The following is a 14,736-nucleotide window of genomic DNA, read 5'->3' as shown; positions in this document are numbered from 1 at the left end:
TTTCGGCAGCTCGCTCCTCTAGGAGAAAAGGGGGGAGTTGCCATGACCACACGTTCAATCGCCGTGCCGCGCCTCGTTCGATCAGCCCTGCTCGGTATCGGTGCCCTGATCGTCGCCAGCGCCACGGTTGCGCATGACGACCGCGGTACCTGGACGAGCGGCGGTTACGACGCTCAGAACACCCGCTACAACCACAGCGAGAGAACGCTCGGTGTCGGTAACGTCGGCCGTCTCGTGGCCAAATGGCGACTGCCGACCGAAGGCGACGTCTCGGCAAACCCCGCCGTCGACGCCACGACCGTCTACGTACCAGACTTCGCCGGAAATCTGTTCGCGGTGGATCGCGAATCGGGCAAGGTGAGGTGGAAGGTCAACGTCGGCGACCTCACGGGCATTCCCGGGAATCACGCACGAGCAACTCCCGCCATCACCGGCAACTTGCTCATTGTCGGCGATCAGGCCGGCAAGGTGATGTCCCCGGACGGCTGGGTGCTGGGCGTCAACAAGGTCACGGGAAAACTCGTCTGGAAAACGCGAGTCCCCGGCGGCGGTTTCCCGATCATCACGCAGGCGGCGGTCGTGTATGGCAACCTCGCCTACGTCGGCGTCGCCTCCTATGAGGAGGCGCTCGTACGCTTCGGTTTCCCGCTCACGTTTCGCGGCAGCGTGCTGGCTCTGGATGTGCGCACCGGCAAGGTGCGGTGGCAAACGTACATGGCGCCTCCTGGCTACACGGGCGCCGCGGTGTGGGGCAGCACGCCCGCTATCGATCGGTCCCGCAATGCGTTGTATGTCGCCACCGGCAACAACTACGCCGTGCCCGTCAATGCCACCCGCTGCATAAAGACGGCGAGAACATCCAAGTCGCGCGCTGCGTGCATCGAGGACGCGAACTACTTCGACGCCATCGTTTCGCTCGATCTCACGACGGGTGCGGTCAACTGGGCCTTCAAGGCGCTGCCGGAAGATGCGTGGAATCTTTCCTGCGGCATCTACTTCATCCCCGGCATGGAGCTGGAAATGCCCGGCTGCCCGGACGACGAAGGCCCGGACTACGATTTCGCTCAAGCGCCGTCGCTGTTCAAGGTGAAGGGTGAGAAGGGCAAGTCGCGCGATCTCGTCGGCGCGGGCCAGAAGAGCGGCGTGTATTGGGCGCTCGATGCGTCGACGGGCAAGGTGGTGTGGCAGACCCAAGCGGCGCCGGGCGGGCTGGCGGGCGGCTTGCAATGGGGATCGGCGACCGACGGCAAGCGCGTCTATGTCGCGAGCTCGAACAGCGAGTTCAGGGAATGGATACTGAAGGACGGCACGAGCGGCGGCTATCGCGGCGGCTGGAGCGCGCTCGATGCAGCGAGCGGAAAAATCCTGTGGCAGACACCGAATCCGGCGTTCGAACGCGCCATGGGCCCGGTCAGCGGCGCGAACGGCGTCATCTACGGTTGTTCGATGGACGAGCAAGGTCACATGGTCGCGATGAATGCGGCGACCGGCGCAATCCTGTGGGACTTCGCCAGCGGCGCGAATTGCAACGGCGGCGCGACGATCGTGGACGGGTTGGTTTTCTGGGGCACAGGCTATGACGCGTTCGCAGCGTCCGGCGGCAATGCCGCGCAGGCGCTGTATGCGTTTGCTTTGCCGAAGCGCGTCGGCCATGAGCGAAGGGAACATGGCCGACGCGGGCATGAGCGACGTGGACATGGACGAAGCGATCCGGGGCGGTAGGGCAATCGCAAGGAAGATACCCGGGCGTTGCCGACCACGGGGACGGTCGGCAACCGGCCTACGGGAGGGAAGAAAATGTCTGTCGTCTCATCGGGTTTTCCTGCGGGCGTGTGGGCTGCCGTTCTCGCGATTCCTGCAGTACTTTCAACGGCACGTGCCGACGATGGAGACGCGTCGCGCGATACCGTGCTCTCCACTGTGATCGTCGTCGGCGTGGCGCCCTTGCCGGGAGGGGAGGTCGATCGCAACCAGATCCCCGCGCCGGTGCAGACGGCGACGGCACGGGACATCGATCGAAGCCACGCGCTCGATCTGACGGCGTTCATGAATCGAACGTTGGGCAGTGTCTACGTCAACGACATCCAGAACAATTCACTGCAGCCGGATGTGAACTATCGCGGCTACACGGCATCGCCTCTGCTGGGCACACCGCAAGGCATGTCGGTGTACTCCGATGGTGTGCGCCTGAATCAGCCGTTCGGCGATGTGGTGAGCTGGGACCTGATTCCGCGTGCGGCGATCGAGACGATGGCGCTGATGCCGGGCGCCAATCCCGTGTTCGGACTGAACGCGCTGGGTGGTGCACTGGCGCTGCGTACGAAGGACGGCTTCTCATATCCGGGCTATGCGCTCGCACTCAACTACGGCTCTGACGCGCGTCGGCAGGCGGAACTGGAAATCGGTGGGCACGCTGACAGCGGCCTTCACTGGTACGGCACGGCGAATCAGTTGAAAGATGACGGCTGGCGCGACGATTCGCCGACCGAGGCCAGCCAGGTGTTTGGCAAGGTGGGTTGGCGCACGGCTGCATCGGCTGTCGCGCTGAGCGCGGCCTATGCCGACACCGATCTCAACGGCAACGGTCTGCAGGAGCAGCGGCTCCTGGCTCGCGACTACGCGTCTGTTTATACGAAGCCGGACAACACACGGAACGAGGCCTACTTGTTCAACCTCGTCGCGACTCATCGGGTTGGCGACACCGTCGTGCTCTCGGCCAACGCCCACTACCGACGCATCGAGACGCACACCTTCAACGGGGACATCAACGAAGAGTCGCTCGGCGAGTCGCTCTATCAGCCGAATGCAGCCGAGCAGTTGGCGTTGACCGCCGCGGGGTACACGGGTTTTCCGACCAGCGGCGAGACGCAGGCGAATGTGCCGTTTCCGAGCTGGCGCTGTATCGCGAACATCCTTCTGAACGATGAGCCCAATGAGAAGTGCAATGGCCTCATCAACCAGACGCATTTGCGCCAGCACGACGGCGGACTGTCGGCGCAGGCCAGCTTCAGTTCGCCGCTCGGTGGCAAAGCCAATCAGCTCGTCGTCGGAGCAGCGCAGCTCAACAGTCATGCGCTGTTCAACCAGTCATCACGTTTTGGCTTTTCGACACCGGACCGTGGGATCGGCACGGCCGATGGCGAGGGCGCTTTCGCGGATGGACGTCAGGAGTCCGAGGACGCTTACGATGCCCGCGTCGACCTGACAGGCGATTCCAGAACGCGCAGTGTCTACTTCAGCGATACGTTGCAGCTCGCCCGCAAGGTGCAGCTGACGCTTGCAGGTCGCTACGACCACACCACGATCGAGAGTGTGGATGGAATCACACCCGCGGACGAACCGGGCACCTTGACCGCGAGTCATCGTTTCAACCGCTTCAATCCGTCGCTGGGAATCATCGTGAGTCCGAGCGCAACGCTGGGGGCGTACGTGGGCCTCGCGCAAGGCAGCCGTGCTCCCTCGGCGATAGAGCTTGGCTGCGCCGACCCGGAGAACCCGTGCCGGTTACCCAATGCGATGGCGGGCGATCCACCGCTCCAGCAAGTGGTCACGCAGACGTTCGAGGCGGGGATGCGTGGCGGGTTCGGGGCCGACATCACCTGGAACATCGGCGTGTTTCGTGCCGACAATCGCGACGACATCATGTTTGTCGCGGCCGAGTCCACCGGGTTCGGTTATTTCAAGAACTTCGGCAAGACAAGACGACAGGGAGCAGAGCTTGGCATCTTGAGCCGCCTGGGTCCGGTGAGCGCCGGAGCAAACTACACATTGCTCGATGCGACGTATCGTAGCGGGGAAGAAGTCGTCGGCGCGGGCAATAGCAGCAACGAAGAAGGCGCTGGCTTCGAAGGGACGATCGATGTCGAGCCAGGCGATCGCATTCCCCTGACTCCGCGGCATCTCTTCAAGGCGTTTGCCGAATGGCGGATCGCACCGCAGCTTTCCACCACCGTCGACCTGATGAGCGTGTCCAGTGCCTATGCGCGCGGCAATGACAACAACGAGCACCAGAGCGATGGCGTGTTCTATCTCGGACCCGGCAAGACGAGCGGCTACACCGTCGTCAACCTGGGTGTGGAATATCGCCCCATCCCGACGTTGAAAGTGTTTGCACAAGTGAACAACGTCTTCGACCAGGAGTACCACACCGGCGCGCAGCTGGGTGCGACGGGATTCGATGCAGCCGGAAACTTCGTCGCACGGCCATTCGAAGGTCCGATCGTCGATGGGGAACGTCCATTGCTCGGCTCGACATTCTTTGCACCAGGTGCACCGCGCTTGTACTGGTTCGGCGTTCGGTATTCGTTCAGGGATCGCTGACTTTCGAGTAGCGCGCCAGCGGAACGTCCCGCCCGGTTCAGGGTCTTCTGCTGTGTCCACCTTGGGAGTTCAAGGTATCGGTATGCAGCATCGCAGCAGCGGTGCTTTTTTCTCCAGCGCGATGGTTGCGCAGGCGCAGCAACCACCGGACGCACCTGGAGAAACATCTACGGGCGCAGGTGCGCGGTCGTCTTCGATGCGAAGAGCCGACCCGAGTTCGTCGTGATCGCCAGCGAAGGAAAATCTGTTGCGGTGCCTTATTCATTCGGCCGCATGCTCGATGAGGTCAGCCGATCAGCCGACAAGATCGTCATGCAGCCCGCAAAGTTGCAGGCAGCGCCGAAGGTGAAGCAGGGCGAGTGGCTGAAATGAAAGAGGCGGGCAACTGGAAGGGCGAGTCGACCCGCTACTGGAATCGGAGCTAGCCGATGAGAGCGATCAGTGTCCGATCTACCACTTGATCCGGGCACCGATCCACGCGCCGAACGGCGGACCGACACCCAGAAAGCGCGGATCGGTGAATTCCGGGAACACTTCCTGTGGTTGCCCCAGCAGACCGAACGTCTCGTAGTTCGTATCGAATGCGTTCTCGATGCGCGCGAAGACGGTCACGTTGTCAGTGACGTGCCAGTCGCCACGCAGATTGAGGATGGCGTAGCCGTCGGTCTTGCCGAGTAGATTCGCTTCATCGCCGCGCAGGTACACGCCTGAACGCACGACCACATCCGCCCCCAGATCGACGCGATCGCTCCACGAGAAGTCGACGCCGAGATTGGCCTGGTGCTGCGGAATTCCCGGAATATGGGAGCCGGCAGACAGCCGCAGTTTCCCTTCGCCGGCGATTGCAGGCGACTCAGGGTCGGTCTCGAACACGGGATGGCTGGGACTGTTGACGATGAAATCGTCTTCGAACGTGGCGGCGATATAGCTGTACTCGAAGAACCAGCCAAAGTGCTTGAGCCGCTGCGACAGGCTCAGCTCGATGCCGGTGCGCAGCGTGTCGCCGACGTTGTCGAAGAAGCCGACGTTCGCCTGCGGTCCACCGGTGGTCTGGAACAGGATGTCGTCGTGATTGACGGTGTAGAAACCGCCGACATGCCAGCGCAGCGCCTGGTTGCCCTCGCTGTTCTCGCTACGCAAGCCGATCTCGATACTCTTCGCCACGACCTGTTCGAGCGGCGGATCGGCAAGGAATGCGTTGGGCAGGCTGCAGGGCGCATCCTCGCTCGCGCAGGCGAGCTCGACTGGCGACGGAGCGCGTGTCGATTCGCCATAGCTGCCGTAGAGGGTCATTGCCGGAGCCAGTCGCAACGTCACGCCGAAGGCAGGATTGAAACGACTGAAGTCATGGGTGCCGTCGAGCTCTGGATCCTCGCCGCTGCGATCGGACAGCTCGATGCGTGTGTCGTCGTATCGTCCCGACAGCGTCACTGCAACGCGGTCTGACAGGCTCAGCGTATCGATGAAATAGACGCTCGCGCTGGTCAGATCGCTGTGCATTGCGGTGGCGAAGTCCCGCGCGAAGATGCCCGTTCGCGTCGTGGCGCGATCCTCCAGCAGGCTCGCCACTTCGATAGTTGAATCGAACGTCGTTCTGCCGTTGACGTAGGCGAGACCCACCGTGAGATTGTTCTGGCCGCCGAACAGCGTCGATTGCAGGCCCGCTTGCATCGAGCCGCCATGGATTTCCTGCTCGCGCCGGCCGATGTTGTTGATCGCATTCAGCTCGCTGCCGTCGAGGTCGGCAGGGACGGGTTCGCCAACGGTGTCGAGGACCAGATCGATATCGTCGTCGTCTTCCGCAGAACACTCGCCGTCGCCATTGACGTCGTCGAAATCCTCCCCGACGAGGAACTCGCCGTCTCGGAACCCGCATTCCTCGAACACCGTGCCATCGCCATTGAACGTGTCAGTGACGAGGCGCCGATAGAACACGTTGCCGCTCAGCTTCAACGAGCTGGAAATACTGCGAGAGCCTTCCAGGATCAGCTGGCGGTGCTCGTTCCGGGTCACGTCAGGATGCGTGAACACGGCGGCGCGGTCGCTCGCGAGCAGCTCGATCGGTGCGGCGCCGTTGCCACGCAGCTCCGTATTTGCATAGGCGGCGCTCAGGTCCATCGTCCAGTCGGATTCATGCAGGCCCACGGCACCGTACAAACGCAGCGCTTCGGACTGCGAATCGACACGCCAGCCATCTTCCTGGAAGTAGTCGGCGTCGCCATAGAAACCCCAACGCCCGTCGTTGCCACCGGCCTGTATCGACGTGCCCAGACGACCCATGGATCCGCCGTAGGCCTCGGCCTGCGTGTCCTCGTAGGTGAAGCCGTTCTTCATCTGCAGCGACAGTGCGCCGCCGAGCGTGTTCAGTCCGAATACCGGTTGCGCTCCGGCCAGCATCTGTACCGCATCGATCGCCGACATCGGGATCAGGTCCCAGTTGATCGCATCGCCGAAGGGCTCGTTGATGCGTACGCCGTTCTGGTAGACGGACAACCCTTGCGGCAATCCCAGCAGTGGCGACGCCGTGAAGCCGCGGAAGTTGAAGTCGGGCTGCAGCGGATTGTTCTGCGCGTGATTGATGCTGACGCTGCTGAACTGCCGGTTCAGGAAGTCGGTCAGGTCCAGCGCTTGCGAGCGTTGCAGTTGTTTGACGGACGCACGCTGCACATTGGCGGGAACCAGCGCGGGGTCCACGGCCGTCTCGTACGGCGCAACCACCACGACTTCCTCGAGGGTAGGCCGATCCGCAGCCGACGAGATCGTGGCTGCGAGACTCAAACAGCCACAACAGGCGGCAGCGGCCGTCGTTGTACGAACATGCATCATGAGTACCGCACTGCACCCCATGGATTGCCCGTCGTCATGTCTCATCGATCCAGCCGCGCGCCCGGGCAACATCGAGGAACTCGATGATCTCGTCCGCACGCGCCTGCTCGTTGGATCGCCGCACGACCTCCGCGACCAGGCCGGCGCGGTCATGCGAGCCATCGCATAGCCGCAGGATGGAGGCCGCGATCCGATTCAGCTGTACCTTGTCGTCGGGACATACCAGAACGAGCACGTCGCTCCCTTCGCCGCCGTCGAGGTGTACCCCCGGTGCGAGCCGTACGGTCACTCGCGACGCACCGCCTCGCTTCTTGCTCCTCATGGCCTGTTCGACGGGTCACCTGGACCGGGAGAAATAAGCAGGTTGCGTGCCAGAGACCGTGACCCAATGGAACCCAGGGCTGCTGGGCGCTGGGTTCTGGGCTGCTGGCCAGAAGTAGAAGTGAGCAGCGGTTCTGCTCCGATTCTGACCAGCAGCCCAGCCCCAGCAGCCCTCGAGCCAGCCACCGCTCGCTCAACTACGTGTCACCGGCCCTCGTCCAGCTCCTGACGAGAGGCCGATAGTGGAATACCAAAGCGTTTGCAGCGGCGATAGAGCGTATTGCGACTGACCCCGAGCCGCTCGGCGGTGCGCGACATGTTGCCGCCGCATTCGCGCATCTCATGCAGCAGTTCGTCTTTTCCAGCTCGCATCGGTCTACCGGGTGCGGGAGTCGGCATTGCCTCGGGAGCCGCAACCTCGCGAACCTCGCTCGGCAGGTCGCGGAGTCGCACGACGCCGCCGTCGCAGATCGCGAGCGCGGTGCGGATCACGTTGCGCAATTCGCGCACATTGCCGGGCCATCGATACGCGAGCAGTTGCCGGAACGCGTCCATCTCGATGGCCGCAGGCCGCTCGTCGTTGGTCTCTGCGGCAAGGAACTCCCGGATCAGGCGTTCCTTGTCGGTACGCATCGAAAGCGGTGGCAGCTCGAGCGTGATGCCGTTCAGGCGATAGTAGAGGTCCTCGCGAAACTCGCCTCGCGCAATCATCGCGCGCAGGTTCTGGTGCGACGCACAGATGACCCGCAGATCGACCTTCACGGGCGTCTCAGTGCCGAGCGGCAGGACTTCCTGCTCTTCGAGGACCCGCAGCAGCCGGGTCTGCAGCGCCAGCGGCATGTCGCCGATCTCATCGAGGAACAAGGTTCCGCCAGAGGATTGCAGGATCTTGCCTCGCATCCCTTCCTTGCGTGCCCCGGTGAACGCGCCCGAGCGATAACCGAACAGTTCGCTTTCGATGAGCGACTCGGGGATGGCCGCGCAGTTCAGTGCGACGAACGGCTGAGTGGCCCTGTTGCTGGCGGCGTGCAGGGCACGGGCGAACATCTCTTTGCCGGCGCCCGTGGGGCCCTGGATCATGACTGGAACACGCGATATCGCGATGCGGTGTGCGCTGCGCACATTGCGCAGCATCTGCGGATCCTGGCCTGCCAGCTCTTCGAGCGTCAGTTGGGTCTTGCGGGTCGACGGGGGCGCCAGCTGCAGCACACGTTCAACCCTTGCCGGTGTGCTCACCTGCGACGCGCGCGTGACAGCGCCGTGATCCACGCTCGCGAAGAATCGCCTTCCGAGTTGCGTATCGCGCACCGGCCTGAGGGCCGCCGGATCGTGACGTACAGGATCGACCAGCTCGGGAGCGCTGACATCGAAGATCTCGTCGATCCGCCGGCCGATCAGATCGGCCCGGTTCGAGATCCGCAGCAGTCGCAGGGCGACCTCATCGACCGCGATGATGGTGGCGTCGTGCGCCAGAGCGATGGCGCCGTCGTGCTGCAGGTTCACGAACTCCGGACGCGCATGGAAGCGAAATACCGACGATTGCTGGAAGTGACGCAGGAACAGGCACTTCTCGATCAACCGGGCGGACAGGTTCAGCAGCGCCATCGTGTGCGTGAGTCCGACGCGCGTCTGTTGTGTGTTCAACGTCGATGCGTCAAGGACGGCCACGAGCGATCCTGCGGGATCGCGGATCGGGAAGCCCGAGCAGCTCAGGCCGATGTGGCAGGTCCGGAAATGCTCGTTGCGGTGCACGAGGACGGGACGATTCTCGGCGATGCAGGTGCCGATCCCATTCGTTCCTTCCCTGGGCTCGCTCCAGTCGGCGCCGATCATCAGCCCTGCGTCAAGAAACGTATCGATCAGCGAACCATCCGTGCGCTCGTACAGAATCAGACCGCTCGCGTCGGTAAGGACCATCGCGTAGCCGGATTCCGCGATGCACTCGTACAGCCAGTCGATTTCTGCCGACGCAATCTCGACCAGGTCCGCGTACTGCGCCTGCCGCTGCGCCAGCGTGTGCGAATCGATGACCGTGGGTGTGTAGTCGCGGGCTGGATCCAGCGAATAGTCCAGTGCACAGCGGCGCCATGAGCCCGCGATGACGGCGTTCAGGTCGAACTCGTGACCATGCGCCCTGGCGCGATGGCCATTCAGAAACTCGAGTACGTCCGTTACGTGCTGCGATCCAGTCGAGTTCATGGGGGCTCCACCAGCAGCGGTGTGCGCGTGCGCGTCGATGCGCTTCGATTGACTGTATCACTGTGTCAACTGTGTCGTAACGGTGTCACATACGGATGCTCCAGTGGGACACTTCCGCGGATCCAAGCGGGTTCGGAGGTTGTCGCTCGTAACAGGAATCGTCACTGGCATAGCCCTTGCTTGGCCCCTGTGCAGCACGCGACTGGTGGTCATGGGGGTAGTGTCATGCCGACCTCAGAACAGCGGCGATATGCGTACGCATTGCTGATGACCTTGGCGGTGAGTTCGTCAGCTTCGGCGGTGGAGCTCACGGCAGGCGACTGGAAGTTCACAGCGAACGGCAACGTGAACGTCCATTACATCGCCTCGCAGTGCGAAGAGGAGACCACACCAGGCATCACGGGCGGTCTCGCCTGCCGTGGTGCGGCGGGTGAGGACAAGAGCTCTTCGATCAGTAATGGACTGTTGCCGGCGGCGATCGCGTTCGGCGCTTCGACGACGCAGAATGGCTACGACCTGGCCGTGACCTTCGGCTTCTATCCAGGCATCAGCACCAATGACGGCAGTCCGAATCTGCAGCAGGGCGCCGAGCTGCTCAATACCGGATTGGGAACGACGGGACTCGACATTCGCCAGGTATTCCTGACGTTCGGCAACGAGCGGATGGGCACGTTCCTGATGGGTCGCAACATCGGCCTGTTCCAGGCCGACGCGATCCTGAATGACATGACGCTGCCGGGGGTGGGCGCGGGCAACGGCAACTACGCGACGCCGTCGAATACGTCGCTGGGGTCGATCGGTCTGGGCTACATCTACACGGACTGGCTCGCGCAGATCGATTACACGACGCCCGACCTGGGCGGCTTCAAGCTGTCGATCGGCATCTTCGATCCACTCGAGCCCATCGTGCAGGATCCGACTCTACCGGCGCCGCCGGAAAAAGAGCCGGGAGTGCACGGCAAGATCTCTTACACGCGTGGCGCGATCTACCTGTCGGCATCGGCCATCGCGCAGAAGCACAATGGCAACACGGATGCGCAGGATTTCGACAGCTTCGGCTTCGACGTCGGCGGCAAGGTCACTCTCGGCGACCTGGAGGTCCTCGGGTGGTATTACCAGGGCAAGGGTGTCGGCACGACCGCGCTGTTTCTCTTCAGCGATGATCGCAACGGCCATGAGCGCGACAGCGACGGATTCCTCGCGCAGGTCACGTACAAGTTCAACGATCTGAAGCTCGGAGTGAACTATGGCGAGAGCAACCTGGATCTCGCCGATGGGGAATTGCCCTCCGATCTGGTCAAAACCAACAAGAAGTACACGGCGGGCGCTTATTACTCGTTGACGAAAAACCTGACGCTACTGGCCGAATTCACGGACACCAAGGCGGAGGCGCACGATGGAACCGAGAACGACAGCAGCAACTTCAACATCGGTGCCTACCTGTCGTTCTGAACCATGAGGTTGATCCCCGCTCTCGTTACAGCCTGCCTCGCATGCATCATCGGTGCTATCGCGCCGGCGGTGCATGCGCAGCATGCGTACGTCTCGAACGAGGACGGCCACAGCGTGACGGTCATCGATACGCAGCACGACGAGGTCGTCAACACCATCCAGATCGGCAAGCGGCCACGCGGCATGAAGCTCGACCGCGAAGGCGCCCGGCTCTATGTCGCGGTTAGCGGGCTGGCGAAGTGTCCGCCGTCGGTCCCTGACGAAGAATGCGCGAAGCTCGAGCGGGATCTGAGCGCGGACGGCATCGCTGTCCTCGACACTGCGACGCACCAGATCCTCAAAGTGCTGCAGGCCGGCTCGGATCCCGAGCAGTTCGCCATCGACGCCGATGGGAAGCGCCTGTTCGTCGCAAATGAGGATACGGCGACCGTTTCGGTGATCGCTACGCGGGACGGTGCGCTTATCGCCCGCATTCCTGTCGGCCGCGAACCCGAAGGCATCGTCATGTCGCCGGACGGCCACTGGGTGCTCGTCACGAACGAATCCGACAGCACGGTGTCGTTCATCGACACGGGCACGCTCAAGGTCGTGAAAACCGTGTCGGTAGGCAAGCGACCGCGCGATATCGCGTTCACTCCGGACGGTGGTACCGCGTATGTCTCGGGAGAGCTGGACGCATCGCTGTACCGGCTGTCTCTTCAGACTGCAAAGCCCGAACGCGTTCTGCAGCTGGGAAAGGACGCGCGGCCGATGGCCGTGGTGCTCGACTCGCCCAGGAACCGCCTCTATCTCAGTACGGGCCGGGGCGGGACGGTCGCGGTCGTCGCGGTTCCGGAAATGAAACTGATCGGCGAGGTGCCGGTGGGGACCCGGCCCTGGGGCATCGCTTTGTCCCAGGACGGCCGCAAGCTGTACACGGCCAACGGCCCGTCGAACGATGTCAGCGTGGTGGATACCACGACGCTGCGCGTGATCAGGAAGATCCCCGTCGGGAACTCTCCCTGGGGCGTGGTCCTGGCGCCCTGGCCACCGGCAGCTACTTCTTCTTCACGCCACAAGCCATGAATGCCTGCGCCTCCACCTCGCGATAGAGCTTGCCCATCTTCCTGGCCTGCTCGGAATCACGAAACAGTGCGCCGCCTTCACCGGGCAGGTTCGAGTACCTCGCGAACGTGGAGGACTCGACGAATTCGTCGTAGCTCAGGCGTTCGGCGATCCGGTCGATCGCGCAGGAGCACTGATACAGGCTCGACAGCGTGTCGCCGCTTGTTGCGATGCACTCATTCACGAACTCGACGCGAGCCTGAGTCGGGTAATCGTGCACAGGTGGATCGCCCAGTACGGGCGTGACGAACGTGCACAGCAGACTGGTCGCGAGGAGGACGCTACGTGATCGTTTGTGGCACAGGCGTTGCATTGTCAAACGTAGCCTCGTCAGAACCATCATCGAACACCGTCGAACACCGTCGGGGGGCCTGAACATGAGACCTGAGTATCGCTCCATTCTGGTTGGCGTTGCGACTGCGACTACCGCAATCGCGTTGGGGTCGGCCACAGCATCCGATCTCGATCAGTTGATGGCGAAGTCGTCGAACTGGGCCTCCCAGACCGGCGACTATGCAAATCATCGTTACAGCGACCTCAAGCAGATCAACGCCGGCAACGTCGGTCAGCTCCAGGTGGCATGGACGATGTCGACCGGCGTGTTGCGCGGTCACGAAGGATCGCCGCTGGTGATCGGTGACATGATGTACGTGCACACGCCGTTCCCGAACAACGTGTATGCAGTGCACCTGAAGGACCAGTCGTTCAAGTGGAAGTACGAGCCGAAGCAGAACGCGGACGTCGTCCCGGTGATGTGCTGCGACACCGTCAATCGCGGCCTGGCCTACGCTGACGGCAAGATCTTCCTGCAACAGGCGGATACGACCCTGGTGGCGCTCGACGCCAATACCGGCAAGGTGGTCTGGACCGCAAAGAACGGCGATCCGAAGATCGGCGAGACCAACACGAATGCGCCGCACATCTTCAAGGACAAGGTCATCACCGGCATCTCCGGCGGCGAGTTCGGCGTTCGCGGCCGCCTGATCGCCTATGACCTGAAGTCCGGCAGGAAAGTGTGGACGGCATGGAGCACGGGACCCGACAAGGACCTGCTGGTCGACCCGGCGAAGACCATGACATGGACGAATGGCAAGCTCGCGCCGATCGGCGCCGACTCCTCGATCAAGACCTGGAAAGGCGATCAATGGAAGATTGGCGGCGGCACGACCTGGGGCTGGTATTCCTACGACCCGAAACTGAATCTCGTGTACTACGGCACGGGCAATCCGGGCACATGGAATCCAGCGCAGCGGCCCGGCGACAACAAGTGGTCGATGACGCTCTTCGCGCGCGACCTCGATACGGGCATGGCCAGGTGGGCCTACCAGATGACGCCACACGATGAATGGGACTTCGACGGCGTCAACGAGAACCTGCTGATCGACATCGACTTCAAGGGCAAGAAAACACCCGTGCTCGTGCACTTCGACCGCAACGGCTTCGGCTATACGCTGAATCGCGAAACCGGCGAGCTGCTCGTCGCCGAGAAGTACGACCCGAAAGTGAACTGGGCCACCAAGGTGGACATGAAGACCGGCCGCCCGATGGTCGACAAGAAGTATTCACCGGGCACCACGGGTCCCGACGTGAACGTGAAAGACATCTGCCCCGCGGCGCTCGGCTCGAAGGATCAGCAACCGGCGAGCTACGACCGCAAGTCCGGCCTGATTTTCGTACCGACCAATCACGTCTGCATGACCTACGAGCCATTTCAGGTCGAATACACGGCGGGTCAGCCGTTCGTAGGCGCGACCCTGACGATGTTCCCGGCGCCGGGCAGTCACGGCGGTATGGGCAACTTCATCGCGTGGGATGCGGCGCAGGGCAAGATCATGTGGTCGAAGCCCGAGCGCTTCTCCGTGTGGTCGGGTGCGCTCACCACTGCGGGTGACATCGCTTTCTACGGCACGCTCGAAGGCTACATCAAAGCCGTCAGCACCAAGGACGGCAAGGAGCTGTGGAAGTTCAAGACCCCGTCCGGAATCATCGGCAACGTGTTCACGTACGAGTACGGCGGCAAGCAATACGTCGGCACCTATTCGGGTATCGGCGGCTGGGCTGGCATCGGCATGGCGGCGGGTCTCACGGAATCGACGGAAGGCCTGGGCGCGGTGGGCGGCTACAAGGATCTTGCCAAGTACACGACGCTTGGCGGCGCGGTGTTTATCTTTGCGCTGCCCGATAGCGGTTCGCAGCGCAGTGCGGACGCGAGTCGTTGAAGTGAAGGCGAGTGCGAGGAAGGGCTGAGCGCGGGAAGGGCGGCATGCAGTGCAGGGTCGGCCTGCATGCCGCCCGGACTGGAGGAGCGAATGCGACGATTCATAGCGGGACGATTCATGGCGGCGATTGGTCTTGCGGTGTGCGTGCTCGTCGTTCGGGTCTACGCACTGGCCGACGACGAAGCACCGGCCGGCAAAGCACCGGCCGACGACACACCGCTCTACCAGGTGAAGGATGGCAACAAAGTCGACCCGAAGACGCTGAACGGCTGGAAAACGTGGCGGGCGCTGGCCT

10 protein-coding genes and 1 pseudogene are annotated in these 14,736 nt (G+C 62.8%); 7 read left to right on the top strand and 4 right to left on the bottom strand.

Translation table 11 applies throughout. The annotated features are described in order from the left end of the window. Positions 1–42: 42 nt before the first annotated feature. From VIZ63_RS01935 to VIZ63_RS01925, 3 genes are all read left to right on the top strand, one after another. A complete protein-coding gene (locus tag VIZ63_RS01935; RefSeq protein WP_331607797.1) occupies positions 43–1,722 on the top strand; it encodes a PQQ-binding-like beta-propeller repeat protein in 1,680 nt (559 codons plus the stop codon). 75 nt (positions 1,723–1,797) lie between these two features. Beyond that, positions 1,798–4,320, top strand: coding sequence for a TonB-dependent receptor (locus tag VIZ63_RS01930; RefSeq protein ID WP_331607796.1), 2,523 nt, complete (start codon positions 1,798–1,800; stop codon positions 4,318–4,320). Positions 4,321–4,542: 222 nt separating this feature from the next. Continuing rightward, the gene (locus VIZ63_RS01925; protein WP_331607795.1) at positions 4,543–4,692 is read left to right on the top strand and encodes a hypothetical protein; all 150 of its coding nucleotides are present in this window, start codon (positions 4,543–4,545) and stop codon (positions 4,690–4,692) included. A gap of 78 nt (positions 4,693–4,770) precedes the next feature. On the opposite strand, the gene VIZ63_RS01920 is transcribed toward VIZ63_RS01925, so the two are convergent. The 3 genes from VIZ63_RS01920 to VIZ63_RS01910 all read right to left on the bottom strand — a co-directional run bounded on the left by VIZ63_RS01920 (position 4,771) and on the right by VIZ63_RS01910 (position 9,666). Then, positions 4,771–7,098, bottom strand: a complete 2,328-nt coding sequence (locus tag VIZ63_RS01920) for a TonB-dependent receptor (RefSeq protein ID WP_331607794.1) — start codon at positions 7,096–7,098, stop codon at positions 4,771–4,773. An 82-nt stretch (positions 7,099–7,180) separates the two neighbouring features. Next, entirely contained in the window at positions 7,181–7,468 is a 288-nt protein-coding gene (locus VIZ63_RS01915; protein WP_331607793.1) for a PqqD family peptide modification chaperone, read from the bottom strand. A 203-nt stretch (positions 7,469–7,671) separates the two neighbouring features. Continuing rightward, a complete protein-coding gene (locus VIZ63_RS01910) occupies positions 7,672–9,666 on the bottom strand; it encodes a sigma-54-dependent Fis family transcriptional regulator (protein WP_331607792.1) in 1,995 nt (664 codons plus the stop codon). A 225-nt stretch (positions 9,667–9,891) separates the two neighbouring features. Between VIZ63_RS01910 and VIZ63_RS01905 the strand changes: the two genes are divergently transcribed. Further along, the gene (locus VIZ63_RS01905) at positions 9,892–11,118 is read left to right on the top strand and encodes a porin (protein ID WP_331607791.1); all 1,227 of its coding nucleotides are present in this window, start codon (positions 9,892–9,894) and stop codon (positions 11,116–11,118) included. 3 nt (positions 11,119–11,121) lie between these two features. Further along, positions 11,122–12,183, top strand: a complete 1,062-nt coding sequence (locus VIZ63_RS01900) for a beta-propeller fold lactonase family protein (protein WP_331607790.1) — start codon at positions 11,122–11,124, stop codon at positions 12,181–12,183. Here the strand turns inward: VIZ63_RS01900 and VIZ63_RS01895 are convergent. Continuing rightward, positions 12,155–12,535 (bottom strand): hypothetical protein, encoded by a 381-nt coding sequence (locus tag VIZ63_RS01895; RefSeq protein WP_349261101.1) that lies wholly within the window; start codon positions 12,533–12,535, stop codon positions 12,155–12,157. The two genes, VIZ63_RS01900 and VIZ63_RS01895, sit on opposite strands and share 29 nt — an antisense overlap. A gap of 64 nt (positions 12,536–12,599) precedes the next feature. Here VIZ63_RS01895 and VIZ63_RS01890 point away from each other — a divergent pair, with 64 nt between their 5' ends. Together VIZ63_RS01890 and VIZ63_RS01885 are read left to right on the top strand one after the other, a co-directional pair. Then, complete coding sequence (locus VIZ63_RS01890) at positions 12,600–14,441, top strand: methanol/ethanol family PQQ-dependent dehydrogenase (RefSeq protein WP_331607788.1); 1,842 nt, start codon at positions 12,600–12,602, stop codon at positions 14,439–14,441. A gap of 90 nt (positions 14,442–14,531) precedes the next feature. Continuing rightward, positions 14,532–14,736, top strand: a pseudogene (locus VIZ63_RS01885) (methanol dehydrogenase); the annotation flags it as partial.

This window comes from Povalibacter sp., assembly GCF_036520495.1.
In the GTDB taxonomy this organism is placed as follows: domain Bacteria; phylum Pseudomonadota; class Gammaproteobacteria; order Steroidobacterales; family Steroidobacteraceae; genus Steroidobacter.
This window is presented reverse-complemented; position numbering and strand designations above follow the sequence as displayed.